This window comes from Burkholderia cepacia complex sp. TUM26381 (assembly GCF_057439935.1).
Genome location: NZ_CM172007.1, coordinates 1604956 through 1623751 on the forward strand (window position 1 = coordinate 1604956; position 18796 = coordinate 1623751).

The following is an 18796-nucleotide window of genomic DNA, read 5'->3' on the forward strand; positions in this document are numbered from 1 at the left end:
CGGGCACGACCACGATGCGCTTCCGGATGTTGCCCGCTAGAATGCGCGACATGGGAGATTCGACGCACCGACGGTTTGTGATACGCGCCGGCCGCTCTTCGGATGCAGGCCAACTGACGCAGCTCGCCTTTCTTTCGAAGGCGCACTGGGGTTACCCCAGGGAATGGCTGGATCTGTGGCAGGCCGATCTTACGATTACGCCCGAGATGATCGAAGGCTCAATGGCCTACGTCGCCGAAACCGACGAGCAGATAATCGGGTTCTGGATGAGAGCCTTGATGGATTCCGATGAGCCTACCCCCGGGTGGTTATTCGTTCATCCTGACCATATGGGGCAGGGCGTCGCCCGTGCGTTATGGTCCGAACTGAGGAAGGACGCCGCCGAAAGGGGAATCAGGTGCTTCGTGATCGAAGCAGATCCGAATGCCGTGCCATTCTATTTGTCGCTGGGTGCGGAAAAAGTGGGAGAGAAAGCGTCGACCGTCATTCCGGGAAGATGCTTTCCAATCCTTCGGGTGCGTGTCTAGATGGACAAGGGGCAGTGACGGACCGAGCCGGCCTTTTTCCTCAATGGCGAAGCGGTCGGGAAGTGGAAGGCCCGGTCAAATGATTCCCTCGAACGCCGATCTTCCCGAACGCGTCTACCGGATTCATCACGCGATGACACGCGGCGGCGTGGACAACTCCGCCAACTGAAACATGCAATCCCCACGCTGCACTTGCGCGGGTACGCGCTTGCACACCACCTCACCATCGCCCTTGAACCGATGCAGCACCGGTTCACGCAGCGGCGTATCGGGGAAATGCACCCACGCGGCCGGCTGCCCGGCCTTCACCTGATCGCCGAGTTCGACGAGCGGCTCATACAGCCCGCGCTCGTACGCATAGACGAAATGGCGATCGCCGTCGACGCGCATGAAGCGCGTGACGGTTGGCGGCGCGTCGGGCACGAGCGCGCCGTGCAGCAGGCCGATGTAGCCGAGGTAGTGCAGCAGCCCGTGGCGGCCGAGCCGGATCAGCGACGGATCGGCCATGCCGGCACCGCCGAGTTCGGTCACGATCGAGATCGCGCCTTGCCGGCGCGCGGCCGACGCCGAATGCACCGGATTCGGCGCATGCAGCAGCGCATTCTGCAACCCGAACGCGACCAGCAGCCCGTTGAGCTTCGCGGCTTCGTCGGCGTCGAGCGGATCGATCGCGAGCATGTTGCCGCCTTGATACAGCAGCGAACTGCCGCCCGAATGCAGGTCCACCAGATACTGCGCGCGCGACAGCAGTGCATGCTCGATGTAATGGGCGATCATCTGCGTCGGCGTGCCGGCCGGGTCACCGGGGAAGCTGCGGTTCAGGTTGCCTTCGTCGAGCGGCGACACGCGCAGGCCCGCATCCGCCGCCGGGAAATTCGCCATCGGCAGCAGGATCAGTTGCCCGCTGACCATCTCGGGTTCGATCTCGCGCATCAGTTGCGACACGATGATCTGGCCTTCGTACTCGTCGCCGTGGTTGCCGGCCATCACGAGCGCGACGGGGCCGTCGCCGTTGCGGATCGACGCGATCGGGATCGGCAGCCAGCCGTATGCCGAGCGGTGCACGGAGTGCGGCAGCCGCAGGTAGCCCGCGTGCTTGCCTTGCGCGTCGAGATCGATTTCGCAGTGAATGGGATTTCGGTGTGAGGAGGAGGCGGTCATGGCAGCGTCGTTCGATGAACGGAATCTGCCATCTTATCGGGAAACGACGGCCGCGCGGCGCGCCGGGCGCGTGCAACCTCGACCGTTCTCACGCCCTCAATCGAAATACGGTTCCAATACCGGTTCGATCCAATCCATGAACGCCCGGACGCGCGGCGAGAGATTGCGCCGATGGGCCACGACGAGCGACGCGGCGAGCGGTTCCGGACGCAGGTCGGGCAGCACCTCCACCAGCGCGCCGCTGGCGACGTAATTCGCGACCCCTGAATAGCCGGCCTGGATCAACCCGATGCCGGCAAGCCCGGCCGCGTGATAGGTCTGCACGTTGTTGACCTGCATCGCGCTCGGCAGCGCAAGCGTCGCATAGCCGTCGCCGCTCGGATATTCCCAGCCGGCATGTCTGGCACCGAGCGTCAGCGAGTAGTGGACCATGCAGTGCCCTTGGCTGAGCAGATCGTCGAGCGTATGCGGCACGCCATGCCGCGCCAGATAATCGGGACTTGCCGCATTGATCATGCGCAGCCGGCCCAACGGCCGGGCAATCAGCGTTTCGTCCACGATCGGACCCATGCGGATCACACAATCGAATCCTTCCTGCACGAGGTCGACACGCCGGTCGGTGCTCGACAGCTCCAGTTCCAGCTCCGGATGTGCCGCCATCAGTTGCGGGAGCGCGGGCACCACGACGCTGCGTGCCAGCTCGGTCGGCATGTCGACGCGCAACCGTCCCCGGAGGCGTGTGCTGTCGCCGGAGAACATCGATTGCAGCGCCTGGACGTCGGCCAGCAGGTCCCGTGCGCGCGAATAGAACGCGCGGCCGTCGTCGGTCAACTGCACGCTCCGCGTCGTTCGATGCAGCAGCGCAACGCCCACGTCGCGCTCGAGTTGCCGGATCACCATCGAGACACGTCCTTTCTGGATGCCCAGGCTTTCGGCTGCCCGCGTGAAGCTCGTCATTTCGGCGACACGCGCAAAGATCAAAAGCGCATCGAGGTTTTGCATTGTTCACCCACGGAGTAACAGAACGTTCAATCGATCGTCATTTATAACTCAGTTGTGACCCAGTAGAGTGCTTTCCGACGTCGTCACCCGACGACAACCTCAACGGAAGGGCGCAACCATGACGCAACTCACTTCTCCGGTTAAGACAGCCGTGGTCTACCACTCCGGCTATGGACATACCCAACGGTTGGCCGCGGCGGTCGCCGAGGGCGCCGGCGCCGTACTCGTCGCCATCGACGCCGACGGCAACCTCGCGGACGGCGCGTGGGACACGCTGGCCGGCGCCGACGCGATCCTGTTCGGCTCGCCGACCTACATGGGCGGGCCCAGCTGGCAGTTCAAGAAGTTTGCCGATGCGTCGTCGAAGGCCTGGTTCGACGGCGCGTGGCGCAACAAGATCTTCGGCGGCTTTACCAACAGCGCGAGCATCAACGGCGACAAGCTCAATACGCTCGAATACTTCGTTTTGCTGGCCGGGCAGCACGGGGGTATCTGGGTGAGCATGGACATCAAGCCGGCGAACCTGAAGGCGTCGGCGCGCGACGACCTGAACCGCATGGGCTCCTATATCGCGCCGATGGCGCAGACGCCGGCCGACGCGTCGCCGGACGAGATGTCGCCGGGGGATCTCGAGACCGCACGCCGCTATGGCGCACGCGTTGCGACGATCGCGGGACAGTTTCGGGCCGGGCAGTCCTGAATCAACGGAAGTCCTGGCGTGCACCGTGCACCGTGCACCGTGCACCGGACCGGACGACGCCGCATTTTTTTCCAGCCGAGCCTGAAGGAAATCGATCATGAAATACAAGCGACTGGGCCGCACCGGCCTGTATGTCTCGGAGCTGTGCCTCGGCACGATGACACTCGGTGGCAACGCGGATGCCGGCATGTGGGCGGCGATCGGCGCACTGGATCGGCGCGACGCGACCCGGCTGATTTCCCGTGGGCTGGAGGCGGGAATCAACTTCATCGATACCGCCGACATCTACTCGTTCGGTCAGTCCGAACGCCTCGTCGGACAGGCGCTCCGGGACCTCGGCGTCCCGCGCAACGAAATCGTGCTGGCGACCAAGACGGCCGGCGCGATGGGCCCGAAGCCCAACGATCAGGGGGCGTCGCGCGGTCACATCATGGATTCCGTGCAGCGCAGCCTGGAACGCCTCCAGGTCGACCATATCGACCTTTACCAGATACACGCCAGCGATTCCGTCACGCCGATCGAAGAGACACTGCGGGCGCTCGACGATCTGACGCGCCAGGGGCTGGTTCGCCATGTCGGCGTCTCGAACTGGCGCGCCGGAAAAATCGGCAAGGCGCTGGGCATTAGCCAGGGGCTCCATGCGACGCGCTTCGAGACGCTGCAGGCCTACTATTCCATCGCCGGACGGGACGTGGAGCGCGAACTGGTGCCGCTCGCGATCGACGAGCAGATGGGCCTCCTGGTCTGGTCGCCGCTCGCCGGCGGGCTGCTTTCGGGGAAGTTCGGCCCCGGTGCGCCCCACGAGGAAGGCGCGCGACGCAGCCATTTCGACTTTCCGCCGGTCGACCTCGAGCGAGCGTGGCCGTGCGTTGCCGCGATGCGTTCCATCGCCGACGCGCACGGGGTCTCGGTTGCCCGGATCGCGCTTGCCTGGTTGCTGGCGAAACCGCATGTCACGAGCGTCATCGTCGGCGCCAAACGGGTCGAGCAGCTCGAAGACAATCTCGGCGCGGTCGATGTCGTGCTGACCGCGGACGAGCTTGCGAGTCTGGACGCAGTGAGTGCGTTACCGCCCGCATATCCGGGCTGGATGATCGATCGTCAGGAGGCGGGCAGGGTGCCGCAGCCTTTCAAGGGCGTCGTGTCGACATAACAAGATGCGGCCGCGTTCGAGCCGGGTGGTTGCAAAACCACCTGGTGTCGAACATGACGGAGGTGGTGCAGTTGGGAGGTCGCGCGCACAAGCGGTCCTTGGTCGCGTCCGTACGTCGGACAGCGGCGTGTCCGCATCGCTCGGCTTGACCGTCGATTGTTCAAACACCGCTCACGCCACCGGTGGACGCAGGGTGACCAGGAAACGTCACCTGCAGATGCTATATCCTGAGCGTCTTCGCCCATTGCATCGACCAACGATCTCCGTTGACATGTCTCGGATCATTCCACTCCACAGCAGTTCAGCGTTCTATCAGCTCCTTGCCGACAGCTACACGCGGCTGCTTGGTCTCCCGCTGGTGCCCGAGGCCGTGCCGGCGGACGAAGCTACCGCGTGGCTTTACGAGCGTGCCCCGTTCGCAGTACTCGCGCACAACACCGACTCGGACCCGCTCTTCATTTACGGCAACAAGGCCGCGCAGCGTCGCTTTGGATACAGCTGGGATGAAATCACCCGACTTCCGTCCCGACTCTCCGCGGAGGCCCCGAATCGCGAGGAGCGGCAGCAATTCCTGGCACGCGTACAGCGGCTGGGCTACGAGACGGGTTACAAGGGCGTGCGTGTCACCAAGTCAGGCCAGCGCTTCATCATCGAGGAAGCGACCCTGTGGCAACTTCTCGACGCGGACGGCAAACTGCATGGCCAGGCGGTTGTCATCCCGCGGACGCGCGACATCTGATCGCGCATTCGCGCCCTGGCGGGCCACTACCTATCATGAGGACGTGGCGGCCGCTGCTTTCCCGAGCCAGGACACTCAAGAGCACATCCAATGTGGAGTCTCGACGTCATCGAGACGGGAGGCGGCGGGTGTGTTCCACGACACGCGTGAAACGGTATCCGGAGGCATTCCATGCAGGAAGAGGGAATACGCGAAGCGCTGAATGCGCACTGGCAAGCGTCCGCGGCCGGCGATCTCGACGCGGAACACGATATTTACGATGACGATGTCGTCTGTGACTATCCGCAATCAGGGGAACGCATCCTGGGACGAATGAATCTGCAGGCATTGCGGGGTCATCATCCCGGCAAACCGGCAGGTTTCGACGTCAGGCGAATTCAAGGAGAAGGCAATCTATGGGTCACGGAATACGCGATCACCTATAACGGCCGGCCGACTTGCACGGTCAGCATCATGGTGTTCCGCGACGGCAAGGTCGTTCGCGAGACCCAGTATTTTTCCGATCCGTTCGAAGCGCCGGATTGGCGGAGGCAATGGGTTCAGCAGATCACGTGACAAGGCATGGCGGCCGGATCAACCTTCTCGCCCCGAGCGGCGAGAACGGCACGCGAGACCACGCGGATGTTGCAGCTGTGAACACATGCCGGCACGCGGGCCGCCTGCATTCGTGTGCCGAATTTCGCGCCGGTCCCTTGCTGCGACAGGGCCGGCGCGCGTAACCGGTTTACCGTCCCGATGTTTCAGCTTCGAGACGCCCCTCTTCCCACAGAGCCCAGAAACGGCTGCCGGCGCGATACGGATTTGCGCGTCGCGTGCCGTGATCGGCGATGCCTTGGCGAAACGCGCCGTACAGCGTCAGCGGCGGATTGTCGACGCAGGCAGCTTCGCGCGTGACCGGCATGCGGCGTTCGGACACGAGCCGGCGGATCAGCGATGCGCCGTCGATCACGTCCAGTTCGTCGATGGTATCGCTGCGGCTGAGGACTTCGACGGTATTCATGTTGGGTCTCCCTGACAACCTGTTTCCCTGACAGAGAGCAATAAGAGTGCCAACCATGAAAAGCCTTGCGCTGCGTCGATCGTGCGGGCTTCTGCGGCCAACGTGATGCGTGGCGAACGGCGGTGTTACGGAACACGTCACGTGACACGCGAACGTGCGGCGCCACGTGCGAACCCGCAAAGCGTTGCGAAACTGAATCGTCAGGAGGATGCGGCAGGCGGGGAAAAGACGGAGAGGCAGTGGGCGACACGAGTGTCGCGGGCTCAGTTTGTGGCGGCCGGCGCCATGCGGCGGCTGCCGCTCGAATAGAAGCAGTAGATACCCTTGCCGGCCGACTTTGCGTCGTACAGCGCGCTGTCGGCCTGCCGGATCAGTTCGTCGGGCGAGCCGTGCCCGTCGTCGAGCGCGATGCCGATGCTGATGCCGATGCAGACGGTCTCGCCGATCGACAGCGTGTATGGCGCCGAGATCTGCCGGATGATCCGCGCGGCGAGGATCGAGCACGCCTGCATCGTCGTGTCGTCGATCGCGACGATGAACTCGTCGCCGCCGATACGCGCGGCGAACTCGCCGCGCGGCAGCGTCTTGCCGAGGCGCTCGGCGACCTGCGTGAGCACTTCGTCGCCGGCCTGGTGGCCGCACCGGTCGTTGATCGACTTGAAACCGTCGAGGTCGAGATACATGACGGCGAAGGCCGGGCTCGGCAGGCGCGGCCGGCGCGCGAGCATCCGCTTGAGCTCTGCATGCAGTTCGTGGCGGTTCGGCAAACCCGTCAACGCGTCGTGCCGCGCGAGGTGCCGGATGTGCTGTTCGGTCTGGCGGCGCGCGGTGACGTCCTCGACGATGATCACCGCGTTGCCGTCCGGCACGCGGTGACGCGTCAGTTCGAGCTGGCGGCCGTCGACGAGCGCGATGTCGAATGGCCCGGGTTCGTTGCGGCTCAGCCACGCGTCGCACTGCGCGGCGAGACCGAGGCCGCCGGGATCGGTCACGGCGTTCGTGCCGAGCGCCGCGACGACGGCCGGCAGCGGCGTATCGAGCATGATTTCGCGCGGCGAGCCGAACAGTTGCGCGGTGCGCCGGTTGGCGACGATCACGCGGCTGTCGCCGTCGATCATGCACAGGCCGTGCGGCATGTAGGTCAGGGCGGCGTCGAAGCGCGCGACGAGTTCGGCGTTGCGCTGGCGTGCGGCGATCAGCGCAACGAGCACGCGGTAGTGGCGCTGGACGACCGTGCGCATGGCCGCAAGATAGATCGCGAGCGGCGGCAGCAGCAGCCACGCGCCGGACCGGTGAGCGAGCAGTGCGCCGACGCCGATCGGCAGCACGCCGAGTGCGACCTGCGTCATCGCGAGCCGCGGCAGCGCCGAATTGCGCGACGCGATGCCGCCGAACACGCCGCCCGCAACCATCACCGACAGCGTGCCGAGCTCGACGTCGACGGCCTGCACGCAGCCCATCACGCCGAGGCCGAGCACGAAGCACGCGACGAGCGATACCGGCGCATAGCGCGCCGCCCAGAATTCGGCGCGGTCGTCGCCGGCGTTGCGCCGTACCGCGTAGGCCCGTGCGATCGACAGGCGCGCGACGAGCAGGCCGACGTCGACGATCAGCCACGCGAGACACCACAGCTGCTGTAGCCGGATCAGCGCCACGGCCGCGACGAAGCCGCTCGCGAGCCCGGACAGCGCCATCGGACGCACGTCCTCGAACAGCGTCACGAGCATCGACGGACGCAGCGCAGCCGTCACACGGTGGTTGCCGGAGGGAGGAGTGGCGAGAACGGAGTTCAGGAGAGATGCCCTGACTGCCATGGTTTTTGACCTCGACACGCTGTCGGGATGGCTGGCGGCGCCCGCACGGCACGTGGCGGAAGCACCGGCCGAGCCGGATGCGCACGACATTACCATGAAAAATAGACAGCGCGGGGCAGCCGGCCGCGCCGCGCGCTAGTCGTAAACCACGCCTGCGAAAGGCTTGCGCATTCGACGGCGCGAGGGCAGCATCGTTGCGAACGGAACGATGCGCGAGGGCCGACCGGAGACCGGCTGCAATGCGTGGCGCGCGTGCTCGTCGGGTGAGGTCGACACGGCCAAAGCCCGTGCGAATCCGGGTTAAACGCAGACGAATCGCTGCCCGCGACCGCCCGCCGCAGCCCGGCTGAATCCCGTTATAAGAAATTCAATAAGTATTTCATGCGAGAAATACTATAGGCGATATATCTAAAACAATGCCAGAATGCGCGCCGCTCCGAACGCCGCGACACCCTATCGCCGTCCGAGCCGCATCAGGAGGTTCCCCCCAATGAAAAACCACGGCCTGTCACGGCGGGGTTTTCTGAAAGCCAGCGTGCTGGCGGGCGTCGCAGTGTATGTCGCGCCCCTGGGCAGCCGCGCATTCGCGGCGCTCTTCGAAGAAAAACTCCTTACCCCCGTCAAATGGGATAGCGTCACCGGCATCCCCCAATTCCGCATCGACGGCATCGCGAAGGTCACGGGCTCGAAAGTGTTCGCCCGCGACGTGCGCGCGGCCGACATGCCGCACTGGCCCCAGCAGCAGTCGCATGCGCTGATCCTGCGCGTCACGCAGGCCGACCGCACGTACGAAGGCTTCGACCTGTCGCTGCTCGGCGACGACCTGAAGCCGGACCGCGTGGTCACGGCTGACGATCTCGCGCGCGACGGCGTCGCGTTCCCGGCGTTCTACGGCGACGACATGCTGTTGCCGGCCGGCAAGACGCCCGCGTATCTCGGCCATGCGGTCGCGATCCTCATCTATCACGACTTCGCGCGCTTCCGTTTCGCGAAGAACGCGTTGAAGTTCCGCGACGACGTGATCCGCTACGGCGCGGTCACGGGCCCGCTCGAGCGCGATCCGTGGGGTACCTTCCGCTACGTGCGCGTGGGTGGCAAGACGGCCTATGACGACGACGTCTATTCGAGCCTGAAGGACGCGCCGATCTTCCCGAGCATGATGCGCAAGCACCTGCCGGTCTGGCCGGACGGCAAGGAACACGGCAAGCTGGACGAGCAGGGCATGTTCCTGGCCGGGCAGATCGCCAGCGAGCTCGATCATCCGACGGCCGACTGGCTCGTGTTCGACCGCGAATACAACACGCAGTCGGTCGATACGGCCGCGCTCGAGCCCGACAACGCGAACTGCTGGTACGACGCCGCGACGCAGTCGCTGCACCTCGTCGTGCCGACGCAGTCGCCGCTCGAAGTGTCGGAGAACGCGGCCGCGATGGTCGCGAAATGCCGCTTCCCGGTGAAGAAGCTGTTCGTGCATCCGTGCTACACGGTCGGCTACGGCTCGAAGGATCACTTCAACGTGCCGTTCTACGGCCTCGTCTGCGCGCTGTACGCGGACGGCCGCCCGGTACGTTTCGCGAACGACCGCTACGAGCAGTTCCAGACGTCGCTGAAGCGTCACGCGTTCAAGATGCATTACCGGATCGCGGTCGACCGCAATACGGGCCTGCTGCAGTCGTTCAAGGGCGACTTCGAGGCGAACGGCGGCGGCCGCATGAACTTCTCGCCGTCGGTCGCGATGGTCGGCGCCACGGCCGCGCAATCGATCTACTACTTCCCGAAGAGCGACCTGGCTTCGGTCGCGATCGCGACGCGCGCGATCGACGCCGGCTCGGCACGCGGCTACGGCACGCTGCAGAGCATGGCCGCGACCGAGATGGCGATCGACGAGATCGCCGCGCAGCTGAACATCGACCCGATCGATTTCCGTCTGCGCAACGCGCTGCGTTCGGGGATGAAGAACACGCAGGGTGCGATTCCCGCCGGCGCGCTGCGCGTCGACGAAGTGCTGGAGCGCGCGAAGCAGCATCCGCTGTGGACGCGCCGTGCCGCGCGCAAGACCGAATTCGAGGCGGCGCATCCGGGCAAGCGCTACGGCGTCGGCTTCGCGTGCGTGCAGAAGGATTTCGGCACGGGCGCGGAAGCGTCGTTCGCGAAGGTCGAGTTCGACGAGAACGGCAAGGTGTCACTGCGGCACACGGCGGCCGAGATCGGCACCGGGATGTCGACGTCGCAGGCCGTCGCGGTCGCGAAATGGCTCGGCCGTCCGGCGACGGACGTGCTCGTGGCCCAGACCGAATGGCCGGACCTGCCGGTCGAGACGAGCGGCGATCCGTACCTGATGTCGCAGGCCGACCAGGATCGCCTGAGCGCGAACCCGCGCTGGTCGCCGGGCTATGCGTCGCCGTCGAGCGCGACGAACTCGGCATATTACTTCACGCACAGCACGCGCGAAGCCGCCCGTGCGGTGTTCCGCTACGGCCTGTGGCCGGCCGCGATGTCGATCTGGACGCGCGGCCTCGGCGGCGGTCAGGCCGCGCCGTACACGATCCGTATCGAGGACGCGCGCTGGGTCGACGGCAAGCTGACCGCCGACGGCCTCGAGCCGCTGACGTTCGAACAGCTTGCGAAACAGGCGCATGCGCTCGGCCTGCCGACCGGCGCCGCCGTGCACGTGTTCAACCGCTGGCAGTGGACCGAAGCCGAGTTCGAAGTGGGCGGTGCGGTCGAGCGCTTGCCGATCGACGCGCTGTCGCTGCGCGTCGGCGCGCCGAAGACGGGCGCCGACAACGGCCCGGTGCCGGGCACGGCCGCGCCGGCCGGCGCGACCGCGATGCGCGTCACGCTGGCGCCGACCGCGAACGGCTATCGCGTGCTGGACCGCAAGCGCGTGTTCATCCCGCCGACGAGCCGCAACAACGCGGCCGTCACGTACTACACGGCGGTCGGCACGCTCGTCGAGCTGGCCGTGCACGAAGCGACCGGCAAGGTCGAGCTGCTCACGCACCACTCGATCATGGAATGCGGCAACCAGATTTCGCCGCAGCTCGTGTCGGGCCAGTTGCAGGGCGGTCTCGCGATGGGCATCGGTCACGCGCTGCACGAGTACCTGCCGCTCTATGAGGACGGCCCCGGCAACGGCACGTGGAACTTCAACCGTTACCAGCTGCCGCGCGCGTCGGATGTCGCCGTGTGGACGCAGACGGGCGACGTGTTGCCGCCGCTGTCCGAGACCGATCCGCCGAAGGGCGTCGCCGAAGTGGTGATGATTCCCGTCGTCGGCGCGATCGTGAACGGCATCGCGCACGCGATCGGCCATCGTTTCACCGACCTGCCGGTGACCCCGCAAAAGATTCAGGAGGTGCTCGCATGACGACCGCCCAAACCGCGGCTTCGGCCGCGAGCGCCAGCGCGGCTGCGACCGGCGCTTCCGCGCCGGCGGCGGCTTCGGCCGCACCGGCATCCGTTCCTGCCGCGCCGGCTACGCCGGCATCGGCGCCGGCCGCCGTCGAGCGTCCGCTTGTCCGCTTCCAGCAGAAGCCGCTGTCGGTGAACATCAACGGCAAGTCCGTCGGCCCGATGCAGGTGCCGGAAGGGCTGATGATGATCGAGTTCCTGCACGAGTACGCGGGCCTCACCGGTTCGCGGCTCGGCTGCGGGCAGGGCATCTGCCACGCGTGCGTCGTGATCGTCGACAAGCCGGACGGCACGAGCGAGGAAATGCGCACCTGCATTACCGGCGCGCACTTCTTCCACGGCCGCTCGATCCGCACGATCGAAGGCCACGCGAAGCGCAATGAAGCGGGCGAGGTGGTCGAGCTGTCGCCGATCCAGCAGAAATTCCTCGAGCACTTCAGCTTCCAGTGCGGTTACTGCACGCCGGGCTTCGTCAATGCGGCGACCGTGCTGATCGAACGCCTGAAGCGCGAGCCGATCGCGAAGGCCGACGTCGAACGCACGATCACCGACGCGCTCGACGCGCACATCTGCCGCTGCACGGGCTATGTCCGCTACTACGAAGCCGTCAAGGACGTGGTGCTGACGACGCCGGGACTCGTGAAGGACGCCGCATGAAACGCACACTCGCTCATCGCGTCGCGCGGGCTGCGGGCCTGCCCGCACTCGCAGCGGCCTGCGCGCTGCTGCTCGCCGCATGCGGCGGCCACGACGCACCGGCCTCGAACGCTGCGTCCGGCGCGCCCGGCGCCGACCAGGTCGCGCGCGGCCGCTATCTCGTCAAGGCCGCCGACTGTGCGGCGTGCCACACCGCGAAGGACGGCGCGCCGTTCGCCGGCGGCGCGGCACTCGAATCGCCGTTCGGCACGTTCTACGGCTCGAACATCACGCCCGACAAGGATCACGGGATCGGCAACTGGAGCGCGGACGAGTTCTACGCCGCGCTGCACGACGGCAAGGCGCCCGGCAAGCGCCTGTATCCGTCGATGCCGTACACGTCGTACCGGCAGCTCACGCGCGCCGACGCCGACGCGATGTATGCGTACCTGATGACGGTCAAGCCGGTCGCACAGGAAAACCGCGCGCACGACCTGAAGTTCCCGTACAACCTGCGCTTCGGCATGGTCTTCTGGGACATGGTGTTCCTGAAGGACAGCCTGCCGGATGCGTCGGCCGGGCAATCCGCCGACTGGCAGCGCGGCCGCTATCTCGCGGGTGCGCTCGGCCACTGCGCGGAATGCCACACGCCGCGCGCATTCACGGGCCAGCTCGACGGTGCGAAGCCGTTCGCGGGTGCCGCGCTCGGCCGCGTGGCCGCGCCGGACATCACGCCGGCCGGCCTCGCCGCGCGCGGCTGGACGGGCACCGACCTGCAGACGTTCTTCGGCGTCGGCATCGCGCCGCAAGGCTCCGCGTTCGGCGAGATGTATCCGGTCGTGCACCTGAGCACGCAGTACCTGACGAAGGACGACCTGCGCGGGCTGTCGGTGTACCTGCTTGGCGACAAGCCGCCCGCGCCGGAACCGGTGAAGCCGGTGTCGGCCGATGCCGCGCAGCTGGCGGCCGGACGCTCGGTGTATCTCGCGGTGTGCGCGGGCTGCCACGGCTTCAACGGCGAAGGCAAGCCGCACGTGGCGGTGCCGATGAACGGCAACTCGACGGTGCGCCAGGGCGATCCGCGCAACCTGCTGGTCGCGATGCTCGACGGCATCGGCGAGCAGAAGTTCGCCGGCTTCGAAAACCTGCAGCCGATGCCGGGCTTCGCGCACACGCTGAGCGACGATGAACTCGCGCAGCTCGCCAATTACCTGCGCGCGACGTGGGGCGGCCAGCCCGCGAGCGTCACGCCGGCCGACGTGAAGGCGATGCGTTAAGTCGTACCGCGGGGCGGGGTGTCGCGCGCGAGGCAGCCGGTTTCCGGCGCTTGCGCGCGATGCGTCGCCCCGTCTATTGCTGCGGCGCTTCAGTAGCCGCCGCCACCGCCACCGCCTCCGCTCCCTCCGGAGCCGCCGCCGTACCGGCTCATGCCCGGTCCTTGCGACACGCCGCTGCCCGACGACGTACATCCCGCCGACAGCACGAGCATCAGCGCCGCGACCAGCGCCGCGGCCAACGTTGCCGATTTCATTGCAATCTCCTTGCAGCGCGCAGGCCGCAGGAAAGGCCGGTTCGCGTGAACCGCGCGTCTGCGCGATGAAAAGACGTTTCGACGGGCCGTTTATTCCATGCTTTTTGCGTATCGTCGCGCGCGAAGGGGCCGGATCGACGGCATGGCGCGGCGACTTGATACACCCCGGCACGCCGCCATTCCGATTCCGACAAAAACAGCCATGCGTGCCATCGCCGAGCGAGCGTCTCGCGAGCCGTTGCGAACGTCCCGTCCGGTCTTGTTCGGCTGCGTGTCGTTCGCCATCGGCGGCCCGTTGATGGCCGCACTCGCATGGCCGCTCGTGATGCTGGTTGCGTGGTCCGTCATCCACGGGCCGCAATGGGACACGCGGGCACTCTGCGCGGGCAGGGTGCCGATGATCTGCGTCGCGTCGTTCGGGTTCGGCGATGTCCTGCCTGCGATCGTGGCCGGCGGCATCATGGGCGCGATCGGCATGCGCGTACGACGATGCCGACTCGTATTGCTGGGGGTAATCGGCGCGGGCGCGATGACCGGATAGGCGTTTCTGAGCGCAGTCCTGCTTGGCATGGACGGAGTAGTCGGCATCGACGGCGTTGCGATCCTCGATTCGATCGCGACGTCAGCGGTGATGTCGTACCGGTTGCGCCGGCAGTTCGAACGCCGGGGTTGAGCACGACGCGAAGCGCCATCGAGCGCTTGCCCGATGATGCGTATCAACCGGGCAATCCGGGACGGCACCGCGCGGCCGTGACGACGGTCAGCGGCCTGCGTGGCTTTCCGTCATGCGTGGGCCGCCGTCGCGGCGGCGGCCAATCAACGATAGACGAGATCGGCGCGGCGGTTCTGCGCCCACGCGTCCTCGTCATGACCGAGCGCGACCGGTTTTTCCTTGCCGAGGCTGACGGCCTCGAGCTGCGTGGCTGGCACGCCGAGCGTCTGGAGCGCGCTGAACACCGCTTGCGAGCGGCGCTGACCGAGTGCGAGGTTGTATTCCGACGTGCCGCGTTCGTCGGTGTTGCCCTGGATCAGCACGCGCCGCGACGGATGGCTGCGCAGGTAGTCGGCGTGCGCCTGCAGCAGCGACTGGAATTCGGGCTTCACGGAATACTGGTCGAAATCGAAGTAGATGCTGCGCTTCGCGAGCGGGCTGTTCGGATTGTCGAGATCGTCGGCGGACACCGTCGCGACGGCTTCGCTCGAGGGCGTCGGCGCCATGCCGGCATTCTCGGGCGTTTTCGCCGCGTTGTGGCAACCGGCCAGTAGTACGAAGGTTGCCAGGACCGCAAATCGGTTCATTTTGCTCATCGTTCGTCTCCAGCGGTTGACTGCGTTGAAAGCGCGGCGCGTGCCGTCTGCACGCGCCAGTCCGGCCGTCATGGCGCGAAAGGTCCGGCTTCGCCGGCATGATGCAGGTTCGTAAGCCAGTGGTGCGCCAGATGAAAGTGTGTTGCGGCCGGAACGTCGAATAACGGTGTCGCTGCAAATAGATTAGGAAAAATGTCACAACGTGACCAGTTTCTCCGCATTTTTTGCGCAGACGCGACACTCGGGGAGACATTCTTGCTCCCGCCTGCCGGGTGCGGTACGCGACGCCACAGCGATAAGGCCGCGCACGGGCGCGGCCTTATCAAGTGCGGATCGCGACGATCGGGCGGTGCCGGCAACGCGTACCGGATGCAACCGGCCGAGCCGTTCGGCAGCGACGCGCCGCGTCGTCAGAATTTGTGTCGCAGCCCCAGCGCGACGACGGCCTGGTTGCTGTTCGCCGACGGCGTCAGCGTCCAGACGGTCGCGTTGAACGCGGGATTGCCGTTGCCGCGGCTCACGCTCTGGTAGGTGCCTTCGAGATACGCGTCCGTGCGCTTCGACAGCGCATAGTCGGCCTGCGCGACCACCTGGTTCCATTTCGGGCGCGTCTGGCCCGTGCGCGTGTCGAAGCGGCCCATCGTGTACGTGTAGGCGGCGGCGACGCTCAGCGCACGCGTGACGAAGTAGCGCCCGTCGATCGTGAAGTTGTCGAACACCAGCGATTCGCCCTTCAGCGGCGCGATGTTGCCGCCCTGGAGCACACCCGTCACGCCGTCGGTGGTCGAGTGCGACCAGGCGGCGCCGACCGAGTGCGGCCCGAATGCATAACGGCCGGCCATCGCCCAGATCTGCTGGTTGCCGCCCGTGATCGTCGCCGAACCGTCGACCGTGCTCAGCGCGCCGTCCGGATTCGGCGCATTGCGGTCGCGGCTGATCTTCAGGTAGCCGGCGCCGAGCTTCAGCGGCCCGTTCGCATACGACACCCCCGCGCTCCACGCTGCGTTGTTGGCGAACTGGCCAGCCGTGTTCGAGAAACCAGCCATCGCGCCGAACGTCAGCCCGCGATACGTCGGGCTCGTGTACTTGACCGCGTTGTTGATGCGCAGGTTGCGGTTCGAATCGTCGTTGTCGTACGGATGGACCGCGAGGTTGCCGCCCCAGCCGGGGCCGGACGCACCGAGCGGCGTCACGAAATCGAGGATCAGGTCGTACTGGCGGCCGAACGTGAGCGTGCCGGCCGTCTTCGAGCTCACGCCGACCCACGCCTGGCGGCCGAACAGGTCGACGCCTTTCTGCGACAGCTTGCCGGTGGTGCCCGAGAAGCCGTTCTCGAGCGCGAAGACCGCGGCCATCCCGCCGCCGAGATCCTCGCGGCCGCGCAGCCCCCAGCGCGACGCGTTCAGCGCGCCGCTCGTCATCGCGACGCTGCCGCTGCCCGGCGAGCCGGCACCGTGCGTGCGCTGGTTGGTCGAGTAGGTGATCGACGTGTCGATCAGGCCGTACAGCGTCACGCTGCTTTGTGCGTGCGCGAGGCCCGGTGCGAGGCCGGTCAGGCATGCGGCAATGACGGTCCCCGCGACGCGTGCGCCGGCATGCTGGTGAATCTGGTAGGAATGCATAGGAGTTTTTGTTGTTTGGCCGGCCGGGTGTGGCGGCTGGCGGATCGAGCGGCCATTATTGGAGATCCTGCGGCGGTCGATTAAGGCGTTGCACAGGAAAGGTCCTCTGCGGAATCGCACGGAATCGCGGTGCGTCGACTGCGGGGATTCAGTCGGGAAGGGGCGTGCGTCGCGCTGCGCGTGGCGGTTCAGGCCGCGATCGCGCGAGGGTTCGATCGAACGCTCAGCGGCGGGCGAGCGGCAAGGCGGCGTCGGCGCCACCGCTGCGATACGCGGCGCGAACGGTGCTGGCCCTGGCTTCGAGCGCTTCGGGCGACAGCCAGGGTCTCAACCGGACGGCAACGCGCGGCAATGCGGCCAGCTGATTGCGCAGCAGCACGATCGACCGGCAGCAACGACAGGCCGACGAAGCCGCATCGGGGCCCGCCGCGGCCTCGGCCAGCTCGGCCGTCCACGCGACGCCGCGATGGTGCCTGGCGTCGTCGAGGTGCGGCAGGTAGCGTGCCTCTCCCGACAACGCGATCAGCAGCGCGGCCCATTGTGCGCCGTACCACCCGAAGTCCGCGTCTGAGGTCAGGTCGGCCAGCAGTGCGTCGTCGAGTACGGACAGGCTTTGCTGGCACAAATAGTGGAAGTCGAGCGGCTGGTAGCGGACCTGCGGGTAGTCGCGCAACACCTGTTCGAGTTCGTTGCCGGTATCGACGGCGGCGGAAAGAAACCGTTCGGCCGGGGCCGGGCGGTTCAACTGCAGCGTCGGAATGCTCCGGAACAGCCGGCGGATGTCGTCTGGGTGGTAGTGCATCGCGAATGTCGTGGTGGCCGCCCGACGCCAATGTGGTGCTGCGTGCCGGACGGAAGCGCCGTGTAATGCCGCTGCATTCCATCGGGTTCGACCGCTTCGCTCGTCTGCCCGATATCGGCCGCAGCGGCGGCCGAGACTCATGCCGCAGATCGGCTCGTCAACGGCGAACAGGCCGATTCTACAAACGAATCGGGCGGCCCGTGCAACGCCGTGGCCCGCGTGACGCTCCGGGCGTCAATCGCTAGAATCCGGGTGGTCCGGCATCCTGCGCGCAACCCACACCGCCCGGTTTCCTTCATGCGACTGATCACGCCTCGTCACTTTTCCCTCGGGAAACGCGCGGCCCTGCTGTTCGCGTTCACCTTCGCGACGATGGCGGTCACGCTGGTGATGCTCTACCGCGTCGACCGCACGGGGACGATCGACACGCAGGCAGGCAATCCTTACGTCATCGGCGTGCAAACCTGCGTGATCGTCCTTTACGCGCTGCTCGGCTGGGTGTGGATCGTGCGTCCGGCCCGTCACAATCAGCTGTATTTTCCCGGGATCGTCAACCAGGACCGTCAACTGATCGCGTGGTTCGTGCTGGTTTTGAACGGCGCGATCTTCGTGATGGTTACGCTGCTTTTCAATACCGCGACCCTCAACCGGATGGCGGAGCGTACGAAGCATGTCCGCAGCGTCGTTGCGAGGTCGTATCGCTGGCAGGCCACCACGGGCGGCGGGAAGAATATTCCGCGCCACAGCTATACGACCGGCGGGCTGCTGTTCGCCGATGCCGCTGGCCGCGGGATGGAGCGCGTGCCGTCGCCCGGCGGCCCGTCCGGCGACGGCGCAACCTGTTTCGTCGAGCATACGGGCTGGCTCGGCCAGCGCTGGATCAGCGACGTGCATCCGTGCGACACGCCCGTCGAACACATCCGGCTCGAGCGGCTGGCCGACGGCGGCGGCGAGCTGGCCGCGCAGCCGGGGCTGCAATGTCTGGACGATGAGCCGGCGACCGCGGTGCTCACGATGGGCGCCGATGCCGCGCGATGTCCGGCTGTCGTCAGGCGGGACGGCCGCTGGGTCGTCGTCGCGAATGGGGCCGCGCCATCGTCGCCCGTGCTGGCCGCGCTGCCGTTGCCGAACGACTTCTGGGATGCGCCGAAGGTGGCGTCGGTGTCACCGGACGGCGACCGGATCCTGGTCGGCGATTTCGGGCTGCGCAGCCCGCTGTTTCTGTGGAGCCGGCATGCGGGCGCGTGGGTCGCGCTGCAACTGCCGCCCAGCTACCCGTACAACGCGCCCAACCGCTACGTGCTGACGAGCGATGCGCACACGATCGACGATTGCCCGCAGGGGCCACTTCGCACCTGCGAACGGTGGGGCGACGCGGGCGGTTGAG

Annotated in this window: 18 protein-coding genes; 10 read left to right on the forward strand and 8 right to left on the reverse strand. The window is 66.6% G+C overall.

The annotated features are described in order from the left end of the window. Positions 1-50: 50 nt before the first annotated feature. Positions 51-527: a GNAT family N-acetyltransferase gene (locus ACWMMN_RS23955; protein ID WP_059240991.1), complete on the forward strand. Its 477-nt coding sequence runs from the start codon at positions 51-53 to the stop codon at positions 525-527. Positions 528-653: 126 nt separating this feature from the next. Here the strand turns inward: ACWMMN_RS23955 and ACWMMN_RS23960 are convergent, their stop codons facing one another. Together ACWMMN_RS23960 and ACWMMN_RS23965 are read right to left on the reverse strand one after the other, a co-directional pair. Then, complete coding sequence (locus ACWMMN_RS23960) at positions 654-1688, reverse strand: succinylglutamate desuccinylase/aspartoacylase family protein (RefSeq protein WP_059240512.1); 1035 nt, start codon at positions 1686-1688, stop codon at positions 654-656. 96 nt (positions 1689-1784) lie between these two features. After that, complete coding sequence (locus tag ACWMMN_RS23965) at positions 1785-2690, reverse strand: LysR family transcriptional regulator (RefSeq protein WP_059240513.1); 906 nt, start codon at positions 2688-2690, stop codon at positions 1785-1787. A gap of 118 nt (positions 2691-2808) precedes the next feature. Here ACWMMN_RS23965 and ACWMMN_RS23970 point away from each other — a divergent pair, with 118 nt between their 5' ends. From ACWMMN_RS23970 to ACWMMN_RS23985, 4 genes are all read left to right on the forward strand, one after another. Next, entirely contained in the window at positions 2809-3390 is a 582-nt protein-coding gene (locus ACWMMN_RS23970) for a flavodoxin family protein (RefSeq protein ID WP_486424046.1), read from the forward strand. A 97-nt stretch (positions 3391-3487) separates the two neighbouring features. Continuing rightward, positions 3488-4543 carry an aldo/keto reductase gene (locus ACWMMN_RS23975; RefSeq protein ID WP_486424047.1) on the forward strand — a complete coding sequence of 352 codons (1056 nt, stop codon included), beginning with the start codon at positions 3488-3490 and terminating at the stop codon, positions 4541-4543. Between the two features lie 271 nt (positions 4544-4814). Next, positions 4815-5282, forward strand: coding sequence for an MEKHLA domain-containing protein (locus ACWMMN_RS23980; RefSeq protein ID WP_174992139.1), 468 nt, complete (start codon positions 4815-4817; stop codon positions 5280-5282). Between the two features lie 171 nt (positions 5283-5453). Further along, positions 5454-5837: a nuclear transport factor 2 family protein gene (locus ACWMMN_RS23985; protein ID WP_059240517.1), complete on the forward strand. Its 384-nt coding sequence runs from the start codon at positions 5454-5456 to the stop codon at positions 5835-5837. Between the two features lie 169 nt (positions 5838-6006). Here ACWMMN_RS23985 and ACWMMN_RS23990 read toward each other — a convergent pair whose 3' ends face one another. After that, the gene (locus tag ACWMMN_RS23990; RefSeq protein ID WP_059240518.1) at positions 6007-6282 is read right to left on the reverse strand and encodes a hypothetical protein; all 276 of its coding nucleotides are present in this window, start codon (positions 6280-6282) and stop codon (positions 6007-6009) included. 263 nt (positions 6283-6545) lie between these two features. Then, entirely contained in the window at positions 6546-8096 is a 1551-nt protein-coding gene (locus ACWMMN_RS23995) for a sensor domain-containing diguanylate cyclase (protein WP_059240519.1), read from the reverse strand. A 490-nt stretch (positions 8097-8586) separates the two neighbouring features. Here ACWMMN_RS23995 and ACWMMN_RS24000 point away from each other — a divergent pair, with 490 nt between their 5' ends. Genes ACWMMN_RS24000 through ACWMMN_RS24010 form a run of 3 tightly spaced genes read left to right on the forward strand, consistent with a single transcriptional unit; the run spans position 8587 to position 13423 of the window. Next, entirely contained in the window at positions 8587-11466 is a 2880-nt protein-coding gene (locus ACWMMN_RS24000; protein ID WP_486424048.1) for a xanthine dehydrogenase family protein molybdopterin-binding subunit, read from the forward strand. Then, on the forward strand, positions 11463-12167 hold the full coding sequence (locus ACWMMN_RS24005) for a (2Fe-2S)-binding protein (RefSeq protein ID WP_059240521.1): 705 nt from the start codon (positions 11463-11465) through the stop codon (positions 12165-12167). Before ACWMMN_RS24000 ends, ACWMMN_RS24005 begins: the two co-directional genes overlap by 4 nt. Further along, entirely contained in the window at positions 12164-13423 is a 1260-nt protein-coding gene (locus tag ACWMMN_RS24010; protein ID WP_174992144.1) for a cytochrome c, read from the forward strand. The genes ACWMMN_RS24005 and ACWMMN_RS24010 overlap by 4 nt, the downstream gene beginning before the upstream one ends. Before the next feature lie 89 nt (positions 13424-13512). Here ACWMMN_RS24010 and ACWMMN_RS24015 read toward each other — a convergent pair whose 3' ends face one another. Next, on the reverse strand, positions 13513-13677 hold the full coding sequence (locus ACWMMN_RS24015) for a hypothetical protein (RefSeq protein WP_340624928.1): 165 nt from the start codon (positions 13675-13677) through the stop codon (positions 13513-13515). A 142-nt stretch (positions 13678-13819) separates the two neighbouring features. Between ACWMMN_RS24015 and ACWMMN_RS24020 the strand changes: the two genes are divergently transcribed. Next, positions 13820-14218 (forward strand): hypothetical protein, encoded by a 399-nt coding sequence (locus ACWMMN_RS24020; RefSeq protein ID WP_486424049.1) that lies wholly within the window; start codon positions 13820-13822, stop codon positions 14216-14218. Positions 14219-14493: 275 nt separating this feature from the next. On the opposite strand, the gene pal is transcribed toward ACWMMN_RS24020, so the two are convergent. The 3 genes from pal to ACWMMN_RS24035 form a co-directional block, all read right to left on the reverse strand. Further along, positions 14494-14985: a peptidoglycan-associated lipoprotein Pal gene (pal, locus tag ACWMMN_RS24025; protein ID WP_256086361.1), complete on the reverse strand. Its 492-nt coding sequence runs from the start codon at positions 14983-14985 to the stop codon at positions 14494-14496. 410 nt (positions 14986-15395) lie between these two features. After that, the gene (locus ACWMMN_RS24030; RefSeq protein ID WP_486424050.1) at positions 15396-16607 is read right to left on the reverse strand and encodes a porin; all 1212 of its coding nucleotides are present in this window, start codon (positions 16605-16607) and stop codon (positions 15396-15398) included. Positions 16608-16830: 223 nt separating this feature from the next. Further along, complete coding sequence (locus ACWMMN_RS24035; protein ID WP_059240525.1) at positions 16831-17409, reverse strand: hypothetical protein; 579 nt, start codon at positions 17407-17409, stop codon at positions 16831-16833. Between the two features lie 297 nt (positions 17410-17706). Between ACWMMN_RS24035 and ACWMMN_RS24040 the strand changes: the two genes are divergently transcribed. Further along, positions 17707-18795 (forward strand): hypothetical protein, encoded by a 1089-nt coding sequence (locus tag ACWMMN_RS24040; RefSeq protein WP_486424051.1) that lies wholly within the window; start codon positions 17707-17709, stop codon positions 18793-18795. The last annotated feature ends 1 nt before the right edge of the window (position 18796 follow it).